The organism is Pseudarthrobacter sp. NPDC059871 (assembly GCF_042731175.1).
Classification (GTDB): domain Bacteria; phylum Actinomycetota; class Actinomycetes; order Actinomycetales; family Micrococcaceae; genus Arthrobacter.
The window spans coordinates 209,808-236,355 of sequence record NZ_JBHWJV010000001.1 but is presented as its reverse complement, the minus strand read 5'-3'; the positions used below and the strand labels follow the sequence as shown (position 1 = coordinate 236,355).

General features: G+C 65.2%; 20 protein-coding genes. 9 read left to right on the top strand and 11 right to left on the bottom strand.

What is annotated here, in order from left to right; all coding sequences use genetic code 11:
• Positions 1–7 precede the first annotated feature (7 nt).
• Genes ACFV4R_RS01025 through ACFV4R_RS01015 form a run of 3 tightly spaced genes read right to left on the bottom strand, consistent with a single transcriptional unit; the run spans position 8 to position 6,864 of the window.
• On the bottom strand, positions 8–4,861 hold the full coding sequence (locus ACFV4R_RS01025; protein ID WP_377202731.1) for an NAD-glutamate dehydrogenase: 4,854 nt from the start codon (positions 4,859–4,861) through the stop codon (positions 8–10).
• 57 nt (positions 4,862–4,918) lie between these two features.
• Positions 4,919–6,226, bottom strand: coding sequence for a CpaE family protein (locus ACFV4R_RS01020; RefSeq protein ID WP_377202732.1), 1,308 nt, complete (start codon positions 6,224–6,226; stop codon positions 4,919–4,921).
• Positions 6,223–6,864 (bottom strand): hypothetical protein, encoded by a 642-nt coding sequence (locus ACFV4R_RS01015; protein WP_377202733.1) that lies wholly within the window; start codon positions 6,862–6,864, stop codon positions 6,223–6,225. The genes ACFV4R_RS01020 and ACFV4R_RS01015 overlap by 4 nt, the downstream gene beginning before the upstream one ends.
• A gap of 153 nt (positions 6,865–7,017) precedes the next feature.
• On the opposite strand from ACFV4R_RS01015, the gene ACFV4R_RS01010 reads away from it, so the two are divergent.
• Entirely contained in the window at positions 7,018–7,233 is a 216-nt protein-coding gene (locus tag ACFV4R_RS01010) for a helix-turn-helix domain-containing protein (RefSeq protein WP_045729765.1), read from the top strand.
• Between the two features lie 48 nt (positions 7,234–7,281).
• Here the strand turns inward: ACFV4R_RS01010 and ACFV4R_RS01005 are convergent, their stop codons facing one another.
• A complete protein-coding gene (locus ACFV4R_RS01005) occupies positions 7,282–7,851 on the bottom strand; it encodes a hypothetical protein (protein WP_377202734.1) in 570 nt (189 codons plus the stop codon).
• A 927-nt stretch (positions 7,852–8,778) separates the two neighbouring features.
• Between ACFV4R_RS01005 and ACFV4R_RS01000 the strand changes: the two genes are divergently transcribed.
• Together ACFV4R_RS01000 and ACFV4R_RS00995 are read left to right on the top strand one after the other, a co-directional pair.
• Positions 8,779–8,952, top strand: coding sequence for a LysM peptidoglycan-binding domain-containing protein (locus ACFV4R_RS01000; protein WP_377202735.1), 174 nt, complete (start codon positions 8,779–8,781; stop codon positions 8,950–8,952).
• 32 nt (positions 8,953–8,984) lie between these two features.
• A complete protein-coding gene (locus tag ACFV4R_RS00995) occupies positions 8,985–9,560 on the top strand; it encodes an Rv3235 family protein (RefSeq protein ID WP_377227101.1) in 576 nt (191 codons plus the stop codon).
• Positions 9,561–9,662: 102 nt separating this feature from the next.
• Here the strand turns inward: ACFV4R_RS00995 and secA are convergent, their stop codons facing one another.
• From secA to mtrA, 7 genes are all read right to left on the bottom strand, one after another.
• Positions 9,663–12,413: a preprotein translocase subunit SecA gene (gene secA / locus ACFV4R_RS00990; RefSeq protein WP_377202737.1), complete on the bottom strand. Its 2,751-nt coding sequence runs from the start codon at positions 12,411–12,413 to the stop codon at positions 9,663–9,665.
• An 82-nt stretch (positions 12,414–12,495) separates the two neighbouring features.
• Entirely contained in the window at positions 12,496–13,737 is a 1,242-nt protein-coding gene (locus ACFV4R_RS00985) for a winged helix-turn-helix domain-containing protein (protein WP_377202738.1), read from the bottom strand.
• Between the two features lie 35 nt (positions 13,738–13,772).
• The gene (gene hpf, locus ACFV4R_RS00980; protein ID WP_015937616.1) at positions 13,773–14,498 is read right to left on the bottom strand and encodes a ribosome hibernation-promoting factor, HPF/YfiA family; all 726 of its coding nucleotides are present in this window, start codon (positions 14,496–14,498) and stop codon (positions 13,773–13,775) included.
• A 199-nt stretch (positions 14,499–14,697) separates the two neighbouring features.
• Positions 14,698–15,546 (bottom strand): ComF family protein, encoded by an 849-nt coding sequence (locus ACFV4R_RS00975; RefSeq protein WP_377202739.1) that lies wholly within the window; start codon positions 15,544–15,546, stop codon positions 14,698–14,700.
• A 102-nt stretch (positions 15,547–15,648) separates the two neighbouring features.
• Positions 15,649–17,364, bottom strand: coding sequence for an LpqB family beta-propeller domain-containing protein (locus ACFV4R_RS00970; RefSeq protein WP_377202740.1), 1,716 nt, complete (start codon positions 17,362–17,364; stop codon positions 15,649–15,651).
• Entirely contained in the window at positions 17,361–19,121 is a 1,761-nt protein-coding gene (mtrB, locus tag ACFV4R_RS00965) for an MtrAB system histidine kinase MtrB (protein ID WP_377202836.1), read from the bottom strand. Before mtrB ends, ACFV4R_RS00970 begins: the two co-directional genes overlap by 4 nt.
• A 208-nt stretch (positions 19,122–19,329) precedes the next feature.
• A complete protein-coding gene (gene mtrA / locus ACFV4R_RS00960; RefSeq protein WP_015937620.1) occupies positions 19,330–20,004 on the bottom strand; it encodes an MtrAB system response regulator MtrA in 675 nt (224 codons plus the stop codon).
• A gap of 180 nt (positions 20,005–20,184) precedes the next feature.
• Here mtrA and ACFV4R_RS00955 point away from each other — a divergent pair, with 180 nt between their 5' ends.
• Genes ACFV4R_RS00955 through ACFV4R_RS00930 form a run of 6 tightly spaced genes read left to right on the top strand, consistent with a single transcriptional unit; the run spans position 20,185 to position 26,540 of the window.
• Complete coding sequence (locus ACFV4R_RS00955; protein ID WP_377202741.1) at positions 20,185–21,654, top strand: hypothetical protein; 1,470 nt, start codon at positions 20,185–20,187, stop codon at positions 21,652–21,654.
• The gene (locus tag ACFV4R_RS00950; RefSeq protein WP_377202742.1) at positions 21,644–22,291 is read left to right on the top strand and encodes a DUF4129 domain-containing protein; all 648 of its coding nucleotides are present in this window, start codon (positions 21,644–21,646) and stop codon (positions 22,289–22,291) included. Before ACFV4R_RS00955 ends, ACFV4R_RS00950 begins: the two co-directional genes overlap by 11 nt.
• A complete protein-coding gene (locus ACFV4R_RS00945) occupies positions 22,288–23,475 on the top strand; it encodes a DUF4350 domain-containing protein (protein WP_377202743.1) in 1,188 nt (395 codons plus the stop codon). The genes ACFV4R_RS00950 and ACFV4R_RS00945 overlap by 4 nt, the downstream gene beginning before the upstream one ends.
• Entirely contained in the window at positions 23,472–24,467 is a 996-nt protein-coding gene (locus tag ACFV4R_RS00940) for an AAA family ATPase (RefSeq protein ID WP_377202744.1), read from the top strand. The genes ACFV4R_RS00945 and ACFV4R_RS00940 overlap by 4 nt, the downstream gene beginning before the upstream one ends.
• Positions 24,467–25,759, top strand: coding sequence for a DUF58 domain-containing protein (locus tag ACFV4R_RS00935; protein WP_377202745.1), 1,293 nt, complete (start codon positions 24,467–24,469; stop codon positions 25,757–25,759). Before ACFV4R_RS00940 ends, ACFV4R_RS00935 begins: the two co-directional genes overlap by 1 nt.
• A 31-nt stretch (positions 25,760–25,790) precedes the next feature.
• Positions 25,791–26,540 (top strand): DUF4166 domain-containing protein, encoded by a 750-nt coding sequence (locus ACFV4R_RS00930; protein ID WP_377202746.1) that lies wholly within the window; start codon positions 25,791–25,793, stop codon positions 26,538–26,540.
• The last annotated feature ends 8 nt before the right edge of the window (positions 26,541–26,548 follow it).

The window sequence follows — 26,548 nt, the reverse complement described above, 5'->3', positions numbered from 1 at the left end:
TGATTAGTCAGCGCCGGACGATAGACCTCAAGAGCCTCAATGCTACCGACAGCGACGCCATATCGTCGGTTTCGAGTGCGTTGACCTCATCGAACATGCTCTTGGCACGGCCCAGCTGTTCGGCGTTCCGTGCCTCCCACTCCGTGAGCCGCGCCTCCGGCGACTGTCCCGCAGGCGTGGCGTCCAGCACCGCCGTCGTAATGTCCGACACCGTGGAGTACAGGTCATCACGAAGTGCCGCCCTCGCCAGGGCCTGCCAGCGGTCCTGCCGGGGAAGGCTGCTGATCCGTTCCAGGAGGGAATCGGCGTGGAAACGGTTGAACACCGTGTAATACGCGGCGGCAATATCCTCAACCGGTTCTTTCCGCAGGCGTGCGATTTTTGCGATGTCCAGCAGCACGAAGCTTTCGAACAGTTCAGCCCAGCGCAGGGCAAGACCATCCGGAAGTTCCCATTCACGTGCGTTCTCGAGCCAGCTTCCCACCCGTTCCCGGTCCTCACCCCGCAGGTAGTCCAGGACGCGTGCACGCAGAGGATCCATGAGTGGCTTGAACTCAGCCACCACTTCATCTATGGGCTGGGATACGGTGCCCTGGGTGAGGAGCCACCGCACTGCGCGGTCAAGCAACCTGCGGATATCCAGATGGACCGTGCTCCAGTGCTCCGTGGGGAACGACGCAGGCAGGCTGTTGAGCTCCCGGACCATCACGTCCAGCTCGTAAATCTCCCGCAGTGCGACGAACGCCTTGGCCACGGCCACTTCGCTGGCAGACGTTTCTTCCATGACGCGGAAAGCAAAGGTGATGCCTCCCATGTTGATCATGTCGTTGGCAACCACCGTGGCGATGATTTCGCGCCGCAGCGGATGGGTATCCAGTTCAGCGTCGAAACGTTCACGCAGCTGCGCCGGGAAGTAATCGCGGAGGGTCTGCCGGAACCACGGATCGTCCGCGAGATCGCTGTCCCTCAGTGCTGTCGCCAGTTCGATCTTGGCATACGCCGCGAGGACTGAAAGCTCAGGCGACGTCAGGCCCTGGCCCTGCTGCAGCCGTTCGCGCAGTGTGTCCGTGGTGGGCAGGGCCTCAAGGTCGCGCTTCAGGTCGGCTGATTTTTCCAGCCAGTCCATGAGGCGTTCGTAGCTGGGGCTCCATTCGGCAACCCTTGTGCGGTCGTTCAGCAGCAGGATGTTCTGGTCAATGTTGTCTTCCAGGACCAGGCGGGCCACCTCGTCGGTCATCGAGGCAAGGAATTCGGCACGTTCGGCAGCGTCCAGCTTCCCGGCAGCAACCATCCGGTCAACGAAGATCTTAATGTTGACCTCATGGTCGGAGCAGTCCACGCCTGCGGAGTTGTCGATGGCGTCGGTGTTCAGGATGACACCCTGGAGCGCCGCCTCGATTCGTCCGCGCTGCGTCATTCCGAGGTTGCCACCTTCACCTACCACCTTGACGCGGAGGTCCCTGCCATCAACCCTGATCGAGTCATTGGCCTTATCCCCCACGGAAGCGTTGGACTCGCTACTGGCCTTCACGTACGTCCCGATGCCGCCGTTGTAGAGAAGATCTGCGGGGGCCAGCAGGATTGCCCGCAGGAGCTCGGGAGGGCTGAGCTCCGTGGTGGCGGCGGGAAGTCCCAGGGCGTCGCGTACCTGGGGCGACACCGGGATGGACTTGGCCTGCCGGGCGAAGACACCGCCGCCTTCGCTGATGAGGGACTTGTCGTAGTCGTCCCATGACGACCGGGGCAGCTCGAACAGGCGCCGGCGTTCAGTGAAGGACGACTCCTCGTCCGGCGTGGGATCCAGGAAGATGTGCCGGTGGTCGAAGGCAGCGAGCAGCCGGATGTGCCTGGACAGCAGCATGCCGTTGCCAAACACGTCGCCGGACATATCGCCGACGCCCACCACGGTGAACGGCTGGGTCTGGGTGTCCAGGTCCAGCTCGCTGAAGTGCCGTTTCACGGATTCCCACGCACCGCGGGCGGTAATGCCCATCGCCTTGTGGTCATAGCCAACGGAGCCCCCCGAAGCGAACGCATCTCCGAGCCAGAATCCGTACTCAGCCGCCAGGCCGTTGGCAATGTCCGAGAAAGTGGCAGTTCCCTTGTCCGCAGCGACCACCAGGTAGGAATCGTCGTCGTCATGCCTGACAACGTCCGACGGCGGCACCAGCTTCTCGTCCGCGCCTTCAGTTACCAGATTGTCAGTGAGGTCCAGCAGGCCCCGGATGAAGGTCTTGTAGCTTTCGACGCCTTCGGCCATCCACGCCGCCCTGTCGACGGACGGGTCCGGCAGTTGCTTCGCGAAGAAGCCGCCCTTGGCCCCGGTGGGAACGATGACTGCGTTCTTTACCGTCTGGGCCTTCACGAGGCCCAGCACCTCGGTGCGGAAGTCCTCCCGGCGGTCCGACCATCGCAGGCCACCGCGCGCGACCTTGCCAAATCGGAGGTGCACGCCCTCAACCCGCGGAGAGTAGACCCAGATCTCGAACATGGGACGCGGGAACGGCAGGCCGTCGATCCGCGCCGGATCGAGCTTGAAGCTCAGGTGCCGTTTGTCCTGGTAGAAGTTTGTCCGCAGGGTGGCCTCGATGAGGTTCACAAATGTCCGCAGGACACGGTCAGCGTCCAGTGTTGCAACTTTTTCGATGGACACTGACAGTTGTTCGCGCACGGATTCCTGGGCCGCCTGCCGTGCATCGGCATCCAGTGACGGGTCGAACCGGGCAGCGAAAAGGGCACTGAGCCCCCTGGTCACATCGGGGTTGGCGAGGAGGGTATCGGCCATGAACCCGAACGAATTGGTGTTGCCCATCTGGCGCATGTAGCGGGCGTAGGCACGCAGGACGGTGATCTGACGCCAGTGCAGCCCTTCCCGGAGGACCAGACGGTCAAAAGCGTCCGATTCTGCCGCGCCGGTCACAGCCGCGCTGAAGGAGTCCGCCAGGAAGCCTCCGGTAGCCACCGGGTCAACACCCGCGGGGTATTTCAGACCGAGGTCGTACAGGAAGAAATCGCGGCGGTCCGCGGTCTCGATTTCGAAGGGCCGTTCATCGAGCACTTCGAGTCCCAGATTGTGGAAGAACGGAAGGATTTGGCTCAGGCTCTTGGGCTCGAGCATGTACAGCTTGACCCGCGCGTCCTCCTCAAGCGTTGCGCCGGCCCCCTCGGGGAGGTAGACGTGGACGCCCGGGCGCTCCTGCCGTGCCCCCTCGGTGCGCTCAGCCGCCGCTCCGTACTTCTCGAAGCGGGCGATGTCGTCAAGGGCATCTTCCACTTCGTAGTCAACCCGGTAGCTCGCCGGGAACGCCTCAGCCCAGATCGCCGCCAGTTCCTTGGCTTCCGCCGCGTCGCCGCCGTCGCGCAGCACCTCGGCGATGCCCTCGCTCCAGGACCTGGCCGCACGGACCAACCGCTTTTCGAGCTCCCCGCTGTCGACGTGGCTGACGTCTGCATCCTTCGGCAGGCGGATCCTGAAGAAGAGGCGGGCCAGAGCCGACTCGGTCATCCGGGCTTCGTAGTCAATGGAAACCGCCTGGAAGGTCTCGCGGAGTTCCTGCTCGATCCGAAGCCTGACATTGGTGGTGTAACGGTCCCTGGGCAGGTAGACGACAGCCGACATGAAGCGGCCGTAGATGTCGGGCCGGAGGAAGAGACGCGTCCGGCGGCGCTCCTGCAGCTTCTGTATGCCGACTGCCGTGGCGGCGAGGTCGGGAACTTCGATTTGGAACAGCTCGTCGCGGGGGTAGGTCTCCAGGATGCCGAGCAGGTCCTTTCCGGAGTGCGAGTCCGGCGGGAACCCCGCATTGCGCAGGACGGCGTCGACCTTCTCCCGGACGATCGGAACTTCACGTACTGAGCCGGTGTAGGCACTGGTTGCAAACAGCCCGATGAAGCGCCGTTCTCCATTGACGTTGCCGGCGGCGTCGAAACTCTTGACGCCGATGTAGTCCAGGTAGGCGGACCGGTGGACGGTGGAGCGGGAATTGGCCTTCGTGATGACAAGGGCACGCTTTTCCCGCGCCTTTTTGCGTCCTGTATCCGTCAGGTGCTGGATATGGGGGGAATCGGCCGCTGCCCGGAGCAGGCCAAGGCCGCTGTCCTCCCGCAATTCCAGGACGTCTTCCCCGTCCACGTTGATCAGGACGTATTCCCGGTAGCCGAGAAAGGTGAAGTTGCCGTCGTCGAGCCAGCGCAGAAGGTCCTGCGCCTGCCGCAGTTCGGCAATTTGGGCCGGGTTGGCTACCTGATCAAGGCTTTCGGCAATCTGCAGCGCTTTCAGGCGCATTTTGGGCCAGTCTTCGACGGCGGCGCGAACGTCCTTAAGCACTCGCTGCAGTCCTTCAAGCAGTGACGCCTTGGCTTCGTCGGAGATGCGGCTGATCTCGACGGCGATCCAGGACTCCATATGTGAGGCATTTTCGCCGGTGGCAATCAGGTGGGACAGGCTCGGCATCGCTGCAGTATCACCGCTGGAAATTCCAATGTGCGACGGAACCCTGTTGACCTTGACCAGGTGCCCGGATTCCCGGTTGCGGGTGGCAACGAACATGGGATGGATGACAAGCTTGATGGCCGCATGCTGACGGACCAGTTCGGCGTTGACTGAATCCACCAGGAAGGGCATGTCGTCCGTAACGACGAACACGACGCTGCTGTCTTCCTCATCGGCAATGGCCACTTTCGCCTGCCCCGGCAGCCGCTCTGATGCGACCTCGCGGTGGTGCTCCGCCCGCTGCGCCAACAGTTCCTGCGGATAGCTGCGCGCGTCCTCCTCGGCGAGATGCTGGTAGTAGTCCCCCATGAAGCCTTCAAAGCCTTCAACGGAAAGGGCCTGATCCTCCACGCTGGATCCAGACGACATCAACAAACGCCTCCATCACACGATATGCGCTGCACCTTTGCAGCTCTTATGGCGAGCCTAGTCCTTTGCCCTGCGGCCTGCTGTGGAAGAAAATACAGAGGATTTGGCCTTTTGCTGGACGGGTGCACAAACAAGTTCACGGATTGAGCGGCGAAGGGCTGACTCGGGCGACGATTCAAGCAGCAGCGATCCGGCAAGCAGGGCTGCATCTGCGGCACCGATGTCATATGGCAGGAATGCTTGGAGCTCAGATGCCGGCCCGTAACGCTCCCAGGCATCCCGCAGCTGCCGCTCGGGGCCCCTACCGACAGAGGACGACCGCACTTTGTTCATCACCACCATGGGAGATGCTTGGGGAACAGCGTTCTCCAGTTCAGCAAGGCCTTTGACCAACCGCGGCACGCCCACGGGATCAGCAGCCCCGACCGCGAACACGGTGTCTGCCAACTCCAGTGCACGCAGGGTGGCCGCGTTTCGCCGTGGCGCCATGGTGTCAAAACTTAGTTCTTCATCCGCTTCGAGGCAGAAGCCGGTGTCCACGACAACAACGTCCGCGATCTGCCGCGCCCGTTCCAGGACGATCGCCAGGGCTGGTGCCCTCAGCTCCGTCCAGCGATCTGCACGCGTAATGCCGGTGAGTACTTTGAAGGTTCCGGCAATGGTTGCCACAGGGGCGGCGAGCCTGCGAAGGGCGTCTGCATCCAAGGCGCCCTGGTCCGCAAGCCGGCAGGCCTGGGCCAATGCAGCCGATTCGTCGAGCAGCCCGAGCACCGCAGCGACGCTCGCCCCGTAGCTGTCAGCGTCAATGAGGAGGACCTGCTCGCCATCGGCCGCCAGTTCAGCCGCCATGTTGGCGGCAAGGGTGGTCCGGCCCGGAGAGCCGGCGGGTCCCCATACAGCGATGATGCGTCCTGGTCCGGGCCTGCCCGGATCTGGCTCAGGCTCCGCGGCGACGGGATGCAGGGCTGCGCCGGTGTCCGCAAGGGAGCTCATTGCGGCCGCACGGGCCGGCGCCCCTGTCAATTGCTCCACGGCGTCGGCGATGCGGTCCGAAAGTTCCGCGGATTGCACGCCTGTCAGGGCGGACGCCACACCGATCTTGCGGAGGCGCGCTGCTTCTTCGGCACTGTCGGTGAGGGCGATGATGGCCACGCCAACCGCTCCCAGCCGGTCTACCAACGAAGCCGTGAGGCCTTCGGATCCGTCTGCCACGACGGCCGCCCTGGCCAGACCGCTTTGGCATGCCGCCAGCAGTTCGGGCAGTTCGGCGCATCTCCTGACCACGGTGACAGGGCCGTGCAGGCGTTCGAGTCCGCCCACCAGGTCTTCCCGGCTTTGCCCGACGGTGACGACAGGTATGCTCACTTTGCGCCCCCGGGGTTCCACACGACGGAGATTCGGGCGTCGTTGGCCTGGGCGCCCAGGATGGCCGGCATCCGGCCGTCCTCCACCAGCACCATCAGCACGGTGCTTTTGGCGGATCCGAGTGTTGTTGAACCTGCTGTTACCTCGGCGATCTCAGCACCCGGCAGCAGGAGCTTGGGTTCACTGAATCCGTTCTTGGTATCCGGCTGGGCAACCCAGACGTCCACGCGGGCCCCTGCGATAACCTGCGCAGGAAGGGTTCCGTCCACCGTAATGGCCACCGGCTTGCGGTCAAGGTCGTCCACCTCCCCGAGGCTGGCACGAGGGACGAGCTGGTCTTTTCCGATCCGTTGCACGGCCACGGCACCCTGGGGCAACCCGGATTCGGCGGTGATGTAGTGCTGTTCCGAATCGCCGAGCCGCACCTTGGCACGGACCACGTTCTCCTCCGTCAATGCTTCGCCCACGGCTATTCCGTCGCGGGCAGCGTAGACCTCTGTGGTCTGGTCTGCACTTCCGACCAGGAATACAACTCCTGCCACTGATGCAAACACCAGGAGGATCCCTACCAGCAGGCGCGGATCTTTCCACGAGGGGCGCTTCAGGCGTGCTGATGCGGCTGATGTTTCTGGAACCATGCCGTTTCTCCCCCTAGACGTTCCGGCGGGCCGTTCCGTGGCCGGACACCTCATTGTTGCGGGACGGACGCCGGAACAAAAGTCAAAGTCCCAAATATGGCGGAACTGTGGATAACGCAGGCGGGTACCCCGTTCGGATGGCAAAATGGTGGCATGCCCAGGTTCCTCACACTCGCAGATGTTGCCGAGCAACTCCAGATCAACTCTCCGGCCGCGTACGCACTTGTACGGAGCGGAGAATTGAAGGCCATCCAGGTTGGTGGCCGCGGGCAGTGGCGCGTGGAAGAGAAGATGCTCGAACAGTACATCGAGGAACGCTACGCAGAAGCGAGCAGGATGATTCAGGAGTCCAAGTCCAAGTCGGTCTGAGCGGGCGTATGCTCCGTCCCCGCCGGCCGTGGCCGGACCGGGCGCTGGCTACAGTCCGGCCTGCTTCCTGGATCTGATGGCCGCAAGTGCGGCGAACGGCACGGTTGATACGTCTCCAACATGCCGGCTCCTCCGGGCTTCACCGGAAGTTACTGCCGCAACGTCCACATAGTCCTTGCCCACGCGGTCAATGACGCCTTCCAACCGCGTGACACCCGTGCCGCCACCGAGGCTGATACTCAGCTCAGCCCTGTCCCTGGCGAGGGCCCGGAGCGAATGCGCCAACCCAAGCGCCCGCCGCACGGCTGACGGTTCGGTTCGAGCAAACCTGCCCAAGCCTACATAGCGGGCAACCGCCGGGTATGGAATGAGGACCTGATGCCAGTCTTCGTCTATAACCAAGGCCTCGGCACCAGCGTGGGCAAGGCGGCCGCTGACCGATTCCCCGCTCAGGAGGTGGACTCCAAGCGTGCATCCAAGGACGCCGCGGAGCCTATCGGACAATTCGATAGACACCAGTTCAGCGCGGGTCCTCTCCCCGATCTCAGCCTCCAGTAAAAGCCGGTCGGATTCCGCCAGTTGGCTTTCCATGTCGTTGAAGAGTGCATCCCAGCGCATCCGGCCACAGTAGGTCCGACCGGGCAAGCCGTCAATTCCACGAAGTTTTTCTCTCCACCGTCTGGACATAAGACTGAATACTGGCGCAAACTGAATCAAGCAACATCAAACTGCATCAAACGACATCAAAAGGATGAATCAATGATGAAGCGCGAATCCCACGGAATCAGAATGGACGCCCTGACGGCCTTGGCGTTGTTGGTCCTGGGAGCCGTGCTCGTCGTCATTGGACGCGGTCTTGTCCTGCAGTGGCAGGAGGCAGCGGCCAGGCACCAGAGCACGTCAGCCGAGGGCATCCTGGGGGCCGCAGCACTACTTTCGGGTTCGGTACTCATCGCCTGGTGGTTTTTGTCCCTCGCGGCTGCCGGAGCGGGCGTGCTCCTGGAGCGACATGGAAAGGTCCGTTCAGCTTCGCTGACGCGCAGGCTTTCGCCCGCTTTTATGAGGCGCCTGGTGGTCGCAGCGGTCTCCTTGCAACTGGCGTCGGGTGCAGCGGCCAACGCCGAAACCTTGGCTTCGGGTCCGCAGTGGGCCCCCACGCAAGAGTACGCCTCGGCTATGGAGGCAGCCCCGGACCTGTCGGACCCGCACCCGGCACCGTCCACAGGTACGCCAGGCGATCCTATGTGGGGCGCCGCCTCCACGCAGGCTGCGGCACCGGATGCAGCTCCGGCTGCGGGCCATCCGGAGCATACCCTGACGCCGGGATTAATCCCGACGTCAACGGCTCCGGTAGAACTTACCCAGCCAACTCCCGCTGCCGCCCCAATAACTGCGGACGCAAGTTCCGGCGCCGCGAATCATTCCCAGCTGCAGCCTAGATGGCAGCCACGGACTGCCCCGCTGGTGGACCCAGGGCTCTTGGCCCCGCCAGCCGCGCGCGAAGAGGCCGCACCGGGCCGGGGGTCAGATCAGACAACAGGGACGGTGACAGTCCTCGCCGGGGACACCCTGTGGGACATTGTGCGGGGTCAGTTGGGAACTAATGCTTCCGACATTGACGTCGCCCTTGAGTGGCCGAGGTGGTACGAAGCCAACAGGGCTGTCATCGGCCAGAACCCGGATGTCCTGCTCCCGGGCCAGGTCCTGCAGGCACCCTGAGCGTCGTAAGTATCCGTAACCATGCCGGCCGGATGCCGGCACCACAAAAACCAAAGGGGAAAGCAATGCCAGCAGTGACGCCTATCCGTGCCCTTCAGGGAAGAACCGAGAGTAAAGGTGACAGGGGCCTAACCCCGGCCGCAGCCAGCCAGGAGGCGCTGGGACAATCACAGCTGCGACAGGGGCAGTTGCGGGCCCTGGGCCAAGGCCGGCCTGCCCCGCATTCTGGAGAGCCGGTTCGGCTCCGGGCCGCGGACGAGGAAGCGGAAGTCCGGGCCATCACGCGGGGAACGGTGCAGGCTGCCATGGAAGTGCTGGCCGGTATCCGGCCCGTCCACCAACTGGCCCGCCGGCTTGACCCCCGATGCCTCGCTGCCCTCCAGCATCGCGCCGCACTGATTCGACGGGAAATCACCAGGACCGGAAATCCGACGGTGGGCCGGCTGCACCGGAACTCCATTGTCCGGTCAGTAAGGATCTGCGAGGTAGCAGAAGGCACCTATGAAGCAAGTGCAGTGGTGGTCGATGACGTACGTGCGCGCGCCGTGGCAATCCGCCTCGAGCGCAGCAAGCAGGTGTGGCGTGTCACGGAACTCGTTATTGGATGACGATCCGGTTGGCCGCCCGGACGAAGAAAGGGCAGGGCACCGGGATGCTGTCTCCCGCTGGCCCTGCCCTTGACTTACACGCCGTCGTCCGTGGACGCTGCCTTAGCGCCGCTTCTTCTTGGCCGGGCGCTTGGCGGCTTCCTTCGCTGCATCCTGCTCCGCCGCCTTCGCGGGGTTGCCTGAGCGTCCTGAGGAACGGGTTTCCACCCGGGTCTGAGTGCCACCGCCCTCGCTGGGTGCCGTGTACTGAAGCTGCGCAGGCTTTTCGGGGGCTTCCAGACCGGCAGCCCGGACCTGCGGTTCGACGTGTTCGGTGTGTCCGCCGGCGGCGTCCTCTACCACCACGTCCTGGGCCGGAGTCACTTCGACTTCCAAATTGAACAGGAACCCTACGCTTTCCTCCCGGATGGCTTCCATCATGCTTTGGAACAGGGTGAAACCCTCGCGCTGGTACTCAACCAAGGGGTCGCGTTGGGCCATGGCACGCAGCCCGATGCCCTCCTTGAGGTAGTCCATCTCGTAGAGGTGTTCCTGCCATTTGCGCCCAATGACTGACAGCACGACGCGGCGCTCCAGTTCCCGCATACTCTCGGAGCCGATGCTTTCCTCCCGCGCCTGATAGACAAGCCGGGCATCCGAAAGCAGCTCTTCCTTCAGGAACTCCACCGTCAGCCGGGACTTTCCTCCGGCTTCTTCGATGATGTCGTCCGCGCTCACGCTCACCGGGTACAGCGTCTTGAGATTGGTCCACAGCTGGTTGAAGTCCCAGTCGTCGCCGTTGCCTTCGGCGGTGGCGTCGTCAATGAGGGCCAGGATGGTGTCCTCGACAAAGAACTGCACCTTTTCGTGCAGGTCGTCACCCTCAAGGATCCGGCGGCGGTCGCTGTAGATCGCTTCACGCTGGCGGTTCAGGACGTCGTCGTATTTCAGCACGTTCTTTCGCTGCTCAGCGTTGCGGCCCTCCACCTGGCCCTGTGCTGAGGCGATGGCACGGGATACGAGTTTGGATTCGAGTGCCACGTCGTCAGGAACGGAGCTGTTCATGAGGCGTTCGGCGGCGCCGGAGTTGAACAGCCGCATGAGGTCGTCCGTCAGGGAAAGGTAGAACCTGGACTCGCCCGGGTCGCCCTGGCGTCCGGAACGGCCGCGGAGCTGGTTGTCGATGCGGCGGGACTCATGGCGTTCGGTGCCGAGGACATACAGTCCACCGAGGTTCAGGACCTCTTCATGCTCATCCTTGACGGATTGTTTGGCTGCTTCAAGCGCAGCCGGCCACGCGGACTCGTACTCCTCGGAGTTCTCCTCCGGGTCGAGGCCGCGCTTGGCAAGTTCGGCAACCGCCGTAAACTCGGCGTTGCCGCCCAGCATGATGTCGGTGCCTCGGCCGGCCATGTTGGTGGCCACCGTGACGGCGGCCTTACGGCCGGCCTGCGCAACGATCGCGGCCTCCCGTGCGTGGTTCTTGGCATTCAGGACTTCGTGGCGGATGCCGTCCTTGGCGAGCAGCCGGGAAAGATACTCGCTCTTCTCGACGCTGGTGGTACCCACCAGGACGGGCTGGCCCTTTTCATGGCGTTCGGCAATATCCCGGACGACGGCGTCGAACTTCACTGTTTCGTTCTTGAAAACGAGGTCGGACTGGTCGATGCGCTGCATGTCGCGGTTGGTGGGAATGGCTACGACGCCGAGCTTGTAGGTGCTCATGAACTCGGCCGCTTCGGTCTCAGCGGTACCGGTCATGCCTGAGAGTTTGCCGTACATGCGGAAGTAGTTCTGCAGGGTGACGGTGGCCAGGGTCTGGTTCTCCGCCTTGATCTCGACGCCTTCCTTGGCCTCGATCGCCTGGTGCATGCCCTCGTTGTACCGGCGGCCGGCAAGGATACGGCCGGTGTGCTCGTCAACGATCAGGACTTCGCCGTCCATGATGACGTAGTCCTTGTCCCGCTTAAAGAGTTCCTTGGCCTTGATGGCGTTGTTAAGGAAGCCGATGAGCGGCGTATTGGCGGACTCGTACAGGTTGGTGATGCCGAGGTAATCCTCGACCTTCTCGATGCCGCCCTCAAGGACACCGACGGTGCGCTTCTTTTCATCGACTTCGTAGTCCTTTTCGGGCTGCAGCCGAAGAACGACCTTTGCGAATTCGCTGTACCAGCGGTTTGTGTCGCCCTGGGCGGGTCCCGAGATGATGAGCGGGGTACGGGCCTCGTCAATGAGGATGGAGTCAACTTCATCGACGATGGCGAAGTTGTGTCCACGCTGGACCAGTTCGTTCCGGTCCCAGGCCATGTTGTCGCGGAGGTAGTCGAAACCGAATTCGTTGTTGGTTCCGTAGGTGATATCCGCTGCGTACTGCTCGCGCCGGACCGCAGGGTCCTGGTTGGCAAGGATGCATCCGCTGGTCAGCCCGAGGAAGCGGTAGACGCGGCCCATGAGGTCGGACTGGTATTCGGCGAGGTAGTCGTTCACGGTGACCACGTGGACACCCTTGCCGGTGAGGGCATTCAGGTAGGCAGGAGCGGTTGCCACCAGGGTCTTGCCTTCACCGGTCTTCATTTCCGCGATGTTGCCCAGGTGGAGGGCGGCGCCACCCATCAGCTGGACGTCGAAGTGCCGCATTCCCAGGGTACGCGAAGACGCTTCCCGAACAGCAGCAAAGGCCTCCGGCAGGAGGTTCTCGAGCTTTTCGCCGTCCTGGTGGCGTTCGCGGAGCCGGTCCGTTTCTTCACGGAGCTCGGCATCGGTAAAGGTCTTGAACGAGTCTTCGAGGGCATTAATGGAGTCGGCATAATTCCGCAGTTGCCGAAGTGTTTTCTTGTCACCCGTGCGGAGAAGTTTTTCGATAAGTGATGCCACGTGAAGATGCTCCCAGTCTCATGCCGCCGAATTCTGGCGTTTTTAGTCTACGGGAGAGACAACCTGCCGGTGCCGGTTTCCCTCAGAGCGGATCGGAGTCCGCGTTGCCGACGGCCCGCGCAAGGTCCGGCGCGAGGTCACCGGACGGCCAGACCTCCACGGACTGGAGGTCCAGCCATTCAGCCATAAGGCGCAGTTCCGCGGCAAGTTCGACGGCGGTGTCCGGCGGGGCGGCCGGCTCGGCGAAGGCGGCCCGGGCCAGCAGTTTTCCGCCTGCGCGGTCGGCCTTCAGGTCCACCCGGGCAACGATGCCGTCCCGGAGGAGGAAGGGAAGGACGTAATAGCCGTGCCGCCGCTTGTGTTCGGGCGTGTAGATCTCAATCCGGTAGTGGAAGCCGAAGAGTTCTTCCAGCCGGCGGCGCTCGAACACCAGCGAATCAAAGGGGCTGAGCAGGGCACGTCCAGTTGCCCGCCGAGGCAGGACAGCATCGGCATGGCGGTAGACATCCCTGTTCCAGCCCGTGACGGTCACCGGTTCCAGCACACCCCGCTCCACCAGGCGTTCCACAGACTGCGCCGTTGCCTTGACGGGTGTCCGGAAATAATCGGCAATACACCGGACAGTTCCGACGCCGTGCGCGCGGGCGGCAGCCTCCGTCAGCCGGTCCAGTGCCCCGGCCCGATCCCCAGTTCCCGTGGGGTCCTCCCCCGCGCCTATTCCGGCATGCGGGAGAATCTTCGCCGTGAGGGTGTATTTCCGCTCGAATTGCTCTGTCCGTGCAGCTGCGGAGACGAGCCCCGCTTCAAAAAGGTGTTCGAGGACCCTTTTGACGGCATTCCAGTTCCAGCCCCAATTGCCTGTTTGCCGTTCTTCCACGTGGCCGATCCGGGCGGTCAGCTCGGATGCGGTCAGGGGACGGCTACCGGCAAGGGTTGCCAGGATCAGCTCCGATATCGCAGCCCGCTGGTCCGGGTCCATGCTTCCGGCACCAACCCACGAACGTTTCTGCCAGAGCAGGAGGTCCTCATAGTGTTCCGGCCGGATGTAGCTGGCCTCGTGTGCCCAGTACTCAACCATCCGGCGCGGGTGGACACCGGACATCCGTTGCAGAATGCTCCGGTCGTAGTTCCCGAGGCGCGAGTAGAAGGGAAGGAAATGGCTCCGCGCCAGGACGTTTACGGAATCGATCTGGACCAGCTGCAAGCGGGCAAAGGTGCGGCCCACCGTCCGTGAAGTTACGGGTCCGGTGGGCCGTCCTTTGTCGAGCCCCTGTGCTGCCAGAGCGATCCGCCGGGCCTGGTTAAGGCTCAGCGAAGCGGGCACCCCAGTCCTCTCTGTTGGTTGTTGCTGCCAGCACCCTAAGCGGTTGCCGCGGCATCATCCGAACGGTAGGCGAGGATCTTTTCTTCCACCACGGTGTCTCCGGGTTCGCACTCGTGGTCAAGCGTGATCACACCATAGGTCCAGCCGCGCCGCCGGTACACGACGGACGGCGTATTGGTGGCCTTGTCGACGAACAGGTAGAAGTCGTGCCCCACGAGTTCCATGTTGTCCACGGCGTCGTCGAGCGTCAGCGACGCGGCCGGGAAGACCTTCCGGCGGATCAGGACGGGGGAATCGCCCGCCGGGATATCGTTGTCCACGTCGTAGGGAGACCTGTCGGCGGATGACGCGCTGGCCTCGCTCCGGTGGCTGGCCTCCATGTAAAGGGGCTCGTGCGCACTGGCCGGTTCGAGGGACGCGGTTGCTTCCCTCACAGCCTTGGGCGTGTGGCGTCCGTGATGGACCTTCTTCCGGTCCTTGGCCCGGCGCAGGCGTTCAAGCAGCTTGTTATACGCAAGATCGAAGGCGGCGAACTTGTCTGCAGCGCTGGCTTCGGCGCGGATCACCGGTCCGCGGCCCAGGACTGTCACCTCAACGGTCAACTGGTCGCCTGTTTGCCGGGCATTGGTCTCTTTGGAAACCTTGGCATCGACCCGCTGGACCTTGTCCCCCAACGACTCAATCTTTGAGATCTTCTCCCCGGCATATTCGCGGAACCGGTCTGACACTGTCAGATTGCGTCCGCTGATCATAAACTCCATGGTGCCCTCCAAATGACTTCGGTGACACGACGGCGGCGCTTCCCTGGGCCGATCTGCCTGACAGTCGAGCCCCTCTCCGAGCCGCCATCGAAAGGTACATTCTGTCTTGGTACCCACCACCGACGTTAGTTCATCGTCATCCGTTATTCATCCTTTCCCGGTTTATTTTTTTCTAAGTCGCGGTAGTTTCGCTGCTGGCTTAGGATGGGCCGTCCGGGCCATCCGGGACCGGCGGACGCGTTGCCGCGAGGACCACCGCCCCTGCCACCCGGGCCCCGTCGCGGTGCAGTGCACGCGCGGCTTCGGACAGCGTGGAACCGGTGGTGAGGACGTCATCGACGATGATGCAGCGTCTCCCGGCCACCGTGCCGCGGGCGCGCCGCCGCACCGTCATGGAGCCCCGGACGCGCCTCGCCCGGTCCCCCCTGTCGAGGCCTTTCTGGCCGCCGGCCGGCCGGATACCTGCGGGCGTGGCCTTGGCAAGGACGTCCTGCATAACGGCGCCGGGAAGCTGCCGGACTGCCTCGGCAAGAAGCAGGTGCACAGGGCTGAATCCCCTTGCCAGATAGGCGGCTGAACTGGTGGGAACCGGCACCAGGACAAAGGGCCGGCAGTCTCCCGTTGCCGTCCGCACCGTGTCTGCGAGCGCCCTGCCCAGGCACTTCCGGAGCCGGTGCTGGCCATGGCGCTTAAAGGACAGCAAAGCCTGGGCGAGTTCTTCCCTGTAGACACCTGCTGCAACCACCGGCAGCAGGATCCTTCCGTCCACATCTGTCAGCGCGGGTGCGGCAGCTTCGGCACGGAACGGTTGCGCGGTGAGCCGGCGTACCTGCCGTGAGCAGTGCGGGCAGAGCTGGTGGTCCTCAGCGCCGCAGCCCACACAGTCGGCAGGAATCGCCAGAGCCAGAAGGTCGGCCGCGGCTCCGCCCACCTGGTCGCTAAACCGAAGAAGGGCGCTCCGATGTTCTGATCTGTGCCTTGCCGCAGGTTGGGACGGCAGGAGGTCAGGGTCTGCCCCGCCACTTCCGGGTGTTGATTCGCTGCTCACGGCTCAACGATTCCTCCAGCCGGCAGCAAAGGAAAGCAGCAACAGGGCCTATGTGGACCCAGCCCACTCCGCGTTCCCCACGGGCCGCAGTAGGTTCGGTCCCTACCCCGGGTACGAAGGATCGATGGGGCCCTTGATCTGCGGCGACCATCCGTTCCCAAGCCGCTGGAAGATTCCCTCTGACGATTGCCCGTAGATCTCCTCCGGCCCGTTTCCTGCGCTGAGCGCCACCAGGCCCGGCCAGGGAGCGAGCTGCTGGGGCTGGCCCGAGGTGAGGGAGAGCAATTCCGGCGTCACGTTGGCCGCCGCCGCGCCCTTCATGACCACGACCGTAGAGTCGTTGACCCAGGCACCCTGGTCCGGGTTGCTGTCGGTCACTAGGGTGGTCGGCTGGGTCAGTTCACGGGGTGTACCGTCACCGCCGCGGATGATCCCTGCGACCTGGACCCGGGTCTTGCCGTTCTGTTCGGAAATGACCAGCGCACGGACGCCTTCCCGGGATACCCGGAATTCCTTGACGGACCGTCCCGCCAGCCAGGCAGGCGCCAGCGTCACCGACGGAACGGAAGCCCCTTCCGCTACTCCGGTGGGGCGGAAGGCCACCACTTCAGTGGCCCCGTTTCCCCCGGGCCCGGCCGACCAGACCCAGTCGTTGAGGCTGAAGGAGGGCCGGCTCAGGGTGCTCCGGGTCGTCAGGGCGCGGGCCGGCTGGCCCGGATTGATGCTGTACAGGGTTGTTCGGCTCTCATTGAGGAAGGCAGCGGTCTGCGAGACCGGGGATTCCGCGGGGAACCGCGGGTCCAGGGCCGAGACGGGCTGCATGTCCGGTAGGGGCGAAATCCTGTTGTTTTCGTACCGCACCAGTTCATTGCCGCTGACGGCGATCTGGCGCGAGGCGGCGCTCTTGTCCTGGACCGGCGGGAGGACTGAGCCGTTGTCCTCCACCCTTACCAGGTCCTGGTTGGCCCGCAGCTCGACATTCACGACGTCGGGCTGGCTGCGGAACGTCAGGGTGAGCTGCATCTGCATCCGGAGGCGGTCCTCCGGGGATGTCTCCGTGAGTTCCTTAGCTGTCAGGTCCACCTGCGCGGCTCCCGAGACTACGGGGACGGACTCGCGGGCGAGCTTGATGCCCGACGGGAAGGCGCTGGCCACCGCGCCCCGAAGGTAGGGGGCCGGCCCCGCCAGCAGGGCACTTGTCATGGCCTTGACCGTCTTGTTCCTGATGAACCAGCGGACGTCGGGGACGGCGTAAGTGAACGTGGGATCGTAGAAGTAGATGGGATAGGCACCGTAGATCACCTTGAACGTTTCCTCGGCGATGGCGGTCCCGTCCGGTATTGCAGAGATACGCCATTCTCCGTCCACCTGGGTAACCGTGACGGGGATCCGTTCCACGGTGCCTTCCGGGGACTGGGTGGTGATGCCGTCTGCATCGACGGTGTAGGCCACATCCAATTCATAGTTGTAGACGTTTTCGGTACCTGTGGCCACCACGCGCGCGTCCCGGTATACGAGGGCACGCTGGTCCGGCTTCCAAGACACGGACGAGGCCTGTGTGAGGTACTGGCGGGCCACGGCGTAGTCGTCCTCGTAGCCGCTGCCCGCGCGGTAGAAGTAGTCAATGATGGTTTCCGGCGATGCGCCCGGCTGGGGTGCAGCCGGGAGGAAGACCGGCGCGTTCAGGTTACCGGCGCTGCCTTCGCTGCTCTTGCCGACCGGTCCCGAGACAGGGATCCGGGCGCAGCCTGCCAGCAGCACAACCAGCAGGGCCAGCAGGAAAGCACCGAGCTGTGCCGGACGGCCGCGGCCGGTCATGGGTTCTCCTTCGTCGTCGGCACCGGCGCCAACCGCGCCGCACCGGTTTCCAGGACCAGGATGTTCCTGGTGTCGGGTTCCCGGGGAACGCTGCCCGGTTCGCCTGTGGTGATGTTGTCTTCGGGTTCGAGTTGGACCGGAGAGGTGCCGATCTCTTCGCCTTGGCGCAGCGGCAGGGTAAGCCGGAAGTTTGCCCCACTTCCTTTCCTTCCCCAGGCCTGCAGCCAGCCGTTGTGGAGCTTGGTGTCCTCCGCGGCAATGGACAGCCCCAGGCCGCTACCGCCGGTGGTCCGGGCGCGGGCAGGGTCCGCGCGCCAGAATCGGTCGAAGACCCGGGCCGCCTCGGCAGGTTCCATCCCGATGCCATGGTCACGGACGGCGATGCCGACGGCGGTTTCGCTGGCTGCCACAGTGACGGTCACCGGCCTGCCCTCGCCGTGTTCGACGGCGTTCAGGATCAGGTTCCGCAGGATCCTGTCGATCCGGCGCGCGTCCATGTCCACAACGATGGCGCCGGCCGGTGCACTCAGCACGATCTCTGAGCCGTATTCCGCGGCTACGGGCGACGCGCCTTCGATGACGTGGGCGATAACTTGGAGGATGTCTTCCGGTTCGGCGTCCAGCACGGCCACACCGGCGTCGAAGCGCGAGATTTCCAACAGGTCCGAGAGCAACGACTGGAACCGCTCCACCTGGTTGTAGAGCAACTCGGCAGACCGCTTGTTGATGGGGTCGAAATCGTCACGGGCGTCATACAGCACCTCGGCCGCCATCCTGACAGTGGTCAAGGGCGTGCGCAGTTCGTGGGACACGTCGGACACAAATCGCTGCTGCATCTGCGAGAGTGTGGCGAGCTGGGTGATTTGCTCCTGCAGGCTGGCAGCCATGTGGTTGAACGAGGCGCCCAGCCGGGCCACCTCGTCCTCGCCGCGGACCACCATCCGTTCCTGCAATTGCCCGGCGGCCAGCTTCTCCGAGACCATCGCCGCGTGGCTGACCGGGCTGACCACGTTGCGCGTGACGTACCAGGCCACGGCACCGATCAGGAGCACCAGCACTGCGCCGCCGGCCCAAAGGACGCTTTGGATCTCGTCCAGCGTCTGCTGCGCTGTGTTGAGGTCATAAATCAGGTACAACTCATAAACCGTGCCGTTGAAGGTCACCTTGTTACCGACGGCGATGCCCGGCCGGTCCTCGGTGCCCACGGGGATCACGGTGGACGCCCAGTACTGGTCTTTACCGGATTCCTGGACCGCCTTGCGGAGCTCAGGTGGGATGACACTGACTGTCAGCTGGTCCGAGGCCCGGGACTCCACCCAGCGGTTCCGTGGCTTGGTCTGCTCCGGCATGGCTTCGAAGACGTAGCGGCGCTGGATCACGGAGCCACGGCCTTCCACCGCGTTCAGGGTGTCGTAGACCAGCGTGATGACGCTTGACTGGTCGGTGACCTGGGCGCCGTCGAACGTCTCCTGGACCTGCTTGACGTTGTACCGGGTTTCCGATTCAGCTTGTGTCAGCCGTTCCTGGAAAAGGTTGTTCGCGATCTGGTTCGACAGGTAGGCGCCAACTACGGCGAAGGACGTGACGGCCAGGAGAAGCGTGGTGAGGACAGTCCTGAATTGCAGGGAACGGCGCCAACGCTTCTGCAGGGCGCGTCCGACGTAGCGCAGGGCCGGCAGGAAACGGAGGATACCGGTTTTGACCAGCCGGGCCACCCTGAGGCTGACAATGACAGCACGCCGCTGCCAGATCCGCACGCGGAAGGCGAACTGCCTGAATCCGGGGCTGATGGCATCGGTGTGCTCCGGCACCTGGTGGTGCTGCACTGTTTGATGCTGCAGTTCCTGGTGTGGCTGCAGTTCCTGGTGTGGCTGAGCCACGGTACGCCGTTCCGAATCCGCCGCTTCTCCGGGGGTCGCCTGGGCGGGGACGCCGGTCCGGCGTTCCCCGTCGGAGGAGGCGGGGTCAGGCCCCTGCTTTGTAGCCGACACCACGCACCGTCAATACAACTTCCGGAGCTTCCGGGTCCTGCTCGATCTTGGACCGCAGGCGCTGGACATGGACGTTGACCAGGCGGGTGTCAGCCGCGTGGCGGTACCCCCACACCTGTTCAAGCAGCAGTTCACGGGTGAATACCTGCCACGGCTTGCGGGCAAGGGCCACCAGGAGGTCGAATTCCAGCGGCGTCAGCGAGATCCGCTCGCTTCCGCGGCTTACCGTGTGCCCGGCAACGTCAATGGTGATGTCCGCGATCCGGAGGGTTTCCGGTGCCTTCTGGTCTCCCGGGCGGAGCCTGGCCCGCACCCGCGCCACAAGTTCGGCGGGCTTGAACGGTTTTGGCACGTAATCATCGGCCCCGGATTCAAGGCCACGGACGACGTCGGACGTGTCCGCCTTGGCCGTGAGCATGACGATGGGCACGTCCGACTCAGCGCGGACCTGCCGGCATACCTCTATGCCATCCACCCCGGGGAGCATAAGGTCCAGCAGGACCAGGTCCGGCCGCGATGACCGGAAGATGTCAAGCGCCTGGGCGCCGTCCGCGCAGAAGACGGGTTCAAAGCCGTCATTGCGAAGAACAATTCCAATCATTTCGGCCAGCGCTTCATCATCATCAACCACCAGAATGCGTGCCTTCATAGTTATATATTCCCTTATCAGGGGGGCTTTGTCCTGTTGAGCGGCTTCGGCATGGCGGAACGCTAGGACGTCCGACGCCGGAACTATAGGCTGGGACCGTGCCGGACCTTCCCGGCGGCGTACGGCTGCCAAGGCCCGGCCGCGGGACAACGGTGCGGCCGGAATGGGGGAAGGAAGAGCGTGTCAGGACAGGATTCAGGCCGGGAGGAACCGGCCGGAGCAGAGCAGCCCTCCGACGGTTCCCGGGAACCGTGGCACGGCCAAAGCCAGGACGGCCGCGGCGGTCACCAGCGGAGCCGGGACGATGACGGATGGGTGGCTCCGAACCGGGAAACTGCCGGCGAAGGCAACGGGATATGGGGTGGCACGCCGTCGTGGGGTCCCCCCGGGCCATGGTCCCAACAGCCGGGCCCCTATGGCCAGGCCCAGCCGGATCCCGGCCAGCCGACGTACGGCCAGCAGGCACCGTGGAACGGTTCTCCGCCGGTTTACCCTGGCGCAGCCTATCCGCAGCAGCCGTACGGAACGCCGTATGGACCCGGCTCGGGGAACCACTACGGCAACCAGTTTGGGAGCCCCTACGGACAGCCACGCTATGTTGCCCCGCCGAAACCCGGCATCGTTCCGCTGCGGCCGCTGATGTTCGGCGAAATCCTTGACGGATCCTTCCAGGCCATCCGCCGCAACCCGAAAGCCATGCTCGGTGCCGCCCTGCTGGCGCAATCGCTCTCGGCGATACTCGCCGCCGTCGTTACGGCAGTGTCCGCCACATCTGCCGGCTCCATCGAGGCCTGGGTGGAGGGCGCCAGCCCCGCGGACCTGGCCGGCATGGGCTTCGGCTTCGCCGGCGCCATCCTGGTGGTCAGTATCCTGACGCTCGTTATTTCTGCGGTGCTGCAGGGTGCCATGGTGGTGCCGGTCGCACGCTCAATCCTCAACAGGCCCACAGGGTTCCGCCAGATGTGGGCGCTCGCCAAGTCCAGGGCCGGCGCGCTGATTGGCCTCGCTGCACTGTTGGTGGCAGCCATGCTGCTTGCTTTCCTGATATTCGGTGGCGTGGCTTTCGCGCTCATCGCCGGGACCGACCGGGCAGCGGGCGCCCTGTTCCTGATTCCCCTTGTCCCTGCCTTCATTGCAGTATTTGCCTGGATCGCCATCAAGGTCATGGTGGCCCCGGCCGCGGTGGTCATCGAGGAAGTTGGTCCGCTCGCCGCCCTGCGCCGGTCCTGGCAGCTGACCCGCGCCAACTGGTGGCGGATCTTCGGAATGACCCTGGTGGTGAGTCTTTTGGTGGGCGTGATCAGCCAGGTGGTGATGATCCCGGTCAGCCTGCTGACCAGTTTCCTCGGCACCGTGGTCTCACCCCACGGCGGATCCGGACAGGACGCGGGGATGGCAGTGGCTATAGGGATCGCCACCGCTGTCCTCGGCGCCCTGGTGGGTGCACTGGGTTATGCATTCCAGACGTCGGTGATGGCCTTGCTGTATATGGACCTCCGCATGCGGAAGGACGGCCTGGACATCACACTCCTCCGCCTGCTCGAGACGGGCGCTGATCCCGACGGCGTTCCTGGCCGGGGTGCGGCATTCTCCGCACCGGGCCACGGTTCCCAGGGGCCGTCCGGAAGTGCATGGCCGGATGTCCGCTGAACCCCCGGTGCTTCCCGACGCGGACCAGGCACGCAGGTGGGCCGCGGAGGAGCTGGCAAAGCCTGAGTACCGGGAAGCCGAGCCGTCCTGGCTGGAGACCGTGTGGCGGGGCTTCCTCGATTGGCTGGGTTCCCTGGACGGCCCCTCGGGGCCCGACGGGTCGGTTCCCACCCCTGTCATAGGCATCGTTATCGTCCTGGTCCTGGCCGTGGCCATTGTCCTGGCCCGCCCACGGCTCAACCCGGCTGCCCGGAAGCCGAAGGATGTCTTCGGTGCTGACAGCACCCTCACTCCCACGGACTACCGCCGGCGCGCCGCTGAGGCCGCGGCCGGCGGAAAGTGGGGTGACGCCGTCGTCGACCGTTTCCGTGCCCTGGTGCGCTCGGCCGAGGACAGGGCCGTCATCGATCCGCAGCCGGGACGGACCGCGGATGAGACCGCACGAGAACTCTCCGTGCCGTTCAGGGCTGAGGCGCAGCGGCTGGCCCAGGCGGCTGCGGCCTTCGACGCGGTCCGCTACGGCAACAGGCCTGCCGGCAGCGCGGAGTACCAGGACATGGTCCTGCTCGATGACGCCCTGGCGGCGGCCAAACCCGAACAGCCCCTGGACCGGCACCAGCCGGCGGTTCTGCCATGACCGGACACGCGACGGAGGCTGCACGGGACGCGGGCCCGGGGACTATCCGTCCGTCCTTCCGGTCCCGGCTGCGCCGCGACCGGGGACTGGCCGCATTCGGCGCGCTGGTCGCGGTCGGGCTTGGCCTCGTGATCTGGGCCCAGCTGGCGCCCAAGGGAGACGTCGTCCCCCTGTCCGTGAGCAACGCCGGCCCTGACGGCGCCCGTGCCGTCGCCCAAATCCTTGGCGACCACGGGGTGCAGGTCCACGACGTCCGGAACTACGACGCTGCAATGGCTGCCCTGGACGGCAGTTCATCCCCCACCCTCCTGCTTTTCGACCGGAACGGAGCCCTGGACGGGCAGCGCCTCCGTGACCTCGCGGACTCAAGTGCCCGGGTGGTGGTGGTCTCGCCACGCCTTGAGACGCTCCGCGCCCTGGACAGTGGCATCCGGCAGGCAGGCGTTGTGCCGGACGGCACGCCCGCGCTGGAACCAGGCTGCTCCCTTCCGGATGCGCGGGCCGCAGGCCAGGTCAGCGGCGGGTCAGGATTCGTGTACGACGGCGGGACCACCTGTTTCCGCCCGCCCGGCTCGGCCGCCGGGGTGCTTGCGGCCGGCGCTGACGGCCGGTTGGTGGTCCTCGGCAGCACAGCAGTCCTGGGAAACGAACGGCTGGACGAGCTGGGAAATGCCGCCCTCGGGCTGCGGCTGCTGGGCGCCTCGCCAGACCTCGTGTGGTACCTGCCGTCCCTGGAGGACATGGATCTCACCGGATCGCCGCGCACCCTCGACGAACTGGCCCCGGACTGGGTGCGGTTCGTTGGCCCGTGGCTGGTGGTCGTCGCTCTCACCGCCATCGCATGGCGCGGCCGGAGGCACGGGCCGCTGGTCTTCGAGCCCCTCCCCGTGGTGGTCAAGGCGGTGGAGACTGCCGAGGGCCGCGCCCGGCTCTACCACGACTACCGGGCCCTGGACCAAGCCAGGGACAACCTGCGCGCGGGCACGCTGTCCCGCCTCGCCGCAGCCCTTCGGCTTGGCCCGGGAGCCACCGCTGAGGCCATCATTGATGCCGCCGCTCGGCATTTGGGTACGGCGGCATCCACGGTCAGCGGCCTTGTCAATGAACATCCCCACAGCGAGGCCCGCCTGGTGGCCTGGGCCCGGGAACTGCAAACCCTGGAGAAAGAGGTCAGAAAACAATGAGTGAACATGGCAGCGGCCAGCGGGTCCTTGACTCGATGGAGCACGACTCCGCCCGGCAGGCGCTCCTGGATGTCCGGCATGAAGTGGCCAAAGCCGTGGTGGGACAGGACGCTACAGTCACCGGCCTGCTGATAGCCCTGCTGTCTCAAGGCCATGTCCTCCTGGAGGGGGTGCCCGGCGTCGCCAAGACCCTGCTGGTGCGGGCATTGTCCGCGGCACTGGACCTGGAGACCAAGCGGGTCCAGTTCACCCCGGACCTCATGCCCGGTGATGTGACAGGGTCGCTGGTCTACGATTCCCACACGTCCGAATTCACGTTCCGGGAGGGGCCGGTCTTCACCAACCTGCTGCTGGCCGACGAAATCAACAGGACACCGCCCAAGACGCAGGCCTCGCTGCTGGAAGCCATGGAAGAACGCCAGGTCTCGGTGGACGGGGAGCCCCGCCCCTTGCCGTCGCCCTTCCTGGTTGCCGCCACGCAGAACCCGGTGGAGTACGAGGGAACCTATCCCCTGCCGGAGGCGCAGCTGGACCGGTTCCTGCTCAAGCTCACCATGCCCTTGCCGGAGCGCGGCGACGAGATGGAAGTCATCAGGCGCCACGCGGCAGGTTTCGACCCCCGGGACCTGGCAGCGGCGGGTGTGCGTCCCGTAGCGGATGCCCATGACCTGGAACGGGCCAGGCACGCAGTGGCCACCGTGGACGTTGCCCCCGAAATCATCGGCTACATCGTTGACATCGTGCGGGCTACCCGGACTGCCCCGTCCTTCCTGCTGGGTGTATCGCCACGCGGGGCGACAGCACTGCTGAACACCTCCCGGGCCTGGGCATGGCTGTCCGGGCGGACGTTCGTCACGCCGGACGACGTCAAAGCGCTCGCCCTCCCCTGCCTGCGTCACCGGGTGGCCCTGCAGCCGGAAGCACAGATGGACGGGGTGCAGGTGGATGACGTGCTGGGCAGCATCCTGGCGTCGGTCCCCGTCCCGCGCTGATGGCCATTTCCGGGCGTTTCGTCCTCCTGGTACTGCTGGGGCTGGTACCGGTCCTGCTGCTGCCGGGCTGGGGCTCGTTCTTCGCCGTAGCCGCTGCGCTTGCCGCCGTTGCGGGCGCCGACCTTGCCCTGGCCGGATCGGCCCGCTTGCTGCAGGTGGTCCGCGGCGGGCCCGTCAACGTTGCCCTTAACGCGCAGGTGCACGCCGCGCTCACCATCCAAAACAACGGACGGCGCCGCGTGCGCGGCAGTTTCCGTGACGCCTGGCAGCCTTCGGCCGGAGCGGCCGACCCGATCCAGCTGGTGGACGTGCCCGCGGGCGAAAGCCGGCGTGCCGCCGTCGTGCTCCGGCCCGTCCGGCGCGGCGACCTGAAGTCGCCGCATGTAACCTTCCGTTCCTTCGGCCCCATGAGGCTTGCCGCCCGCCAGCGGACCGTCACTGCCGCGGGGTCGATCCGGGTGCTTCCGCCGTTCACTTCGCGGCGGCACCTGCCCTCGAAGCTGCAGAAGCTCCGCGAGCTCGACGGCAAGGCGGCGGTCCAGATCCGAGGCGCCGGCACCGAGTTCGACTCCCTGCGCGACTACGTCCGGGGCGACGACGTCCGGTCCATCGACTGGCGGGCAACGGCGCGGCGCTCCGCCGTGGTGGTGCGGACCTGGCGTCCCGAACGGGACCGCCGCGTGGTGATGGTGCTGGACACCTCCCGCACCGCGGCGGCAAGGATCGACGACGAGACGCGGCTGGACAGCGGCCTGGAAGCTGCCCTGTTGCTTGGCGTCCTCGCCGAGCGCGGCGGAGACCGGGTGGACTTCATCGCTTTCGACCGCAGGGCACGCGCCCGGGCAGGCACCGCGGGCAAGGGCAACCTGTTGGGACGGCTTGTCCAGGCCATGGCACCGCTGGAACCGGAACTCATCGAGATGGACTGGGCAGCCGTTCCTGCCCAGGTACGTGCGGTAACTGCCCACCGCTCCCTGGTGGTGCTGCTGACCAGCCTCGACGGCGGCGCACCGGAGGAAGGCCTCATTCCCGCGGCGGCGCAACTGGCCGCACAGCACGAGGTGGTGGTGGCCGCGGTGCGTGACCCCCAACTGGGCGCCATGTTGGCCGAACGCAGCGATGCTGCAGGAGTCTTCAGGGCAGCAGCCGCCGAACGTGCCCTCCTCCAGCGTGCCGCCGTCAGCGCTGAACTCCGCCGTTTTGGCGTGGAAGTGGTGGATGCCGAACCGCACCAGCTGCCACCCGGGCTGGCCGACATGTACATCCGGCTCAAGGCTGCCGGTAGATTGTGAATCCAGCGCCGCAATCCAGCAGGAGGTCCCCATGAACGCACCGATCTATCAGCAGGCCCTGGGCGCGCAGTTCAGCCGGCTTCAGCCGGAACTCCAGGACTATTTTTCCCTGGTTCCCGGCTCGGGGCAGTACGGCGTGGGTGAAGGAACGTTCGACGTCGTGGGCTGCCGCCAGTCCTGGCTGCGCCCACTCATGCGGCTTACCAGCAGCGAAGAGGCGTTCTTTCCGGAGTACGGCGAGAATGTCCCGTTCCGGATCGAGAACCACGCTCACCTCGATCCCTTCGGCCGTTCCAGCCTGACGGCACGGCGGGAAATTCGCTTTACGGGTCGCACCCGGATGTTCCAGGACACCACCAGCGTCAACCAACAGGGCAACGGGCAGGAGCACGGCGAGGGGAAGGGGCCGCGCCGCGGAACCCCCTTGGTGGATTACGTTGGACGGTACCGGCGGATGGTCACCGACCTGAACCTCAGTGTGACCCCGGAGGGCAGGTTGCGCGGCGTATCCGAGGCCTCCCGCCTCTTCCTCGGGCCGCTGCGCATTCCCCTGCCGTCCGCGCTGGACGCCAAGGCCTACGCCGAGCAATGGTGGGACCCGGCAGAAGGCCCCGCCGGCAGGCACCGCATCCAGGTCAAGGTCATCCAGCCGCAGATCGGCCTGGTGCTGGTGTACGCCGGCAGCTTCGATTACCGGCTGCGGCCCTACACCGGGGGCAGCTCCGCCCAGAGTTTCCTGCCGCGGTACGCACAGCCTGACCGGTGGGAAAACCGAACCTGAGCGACCCG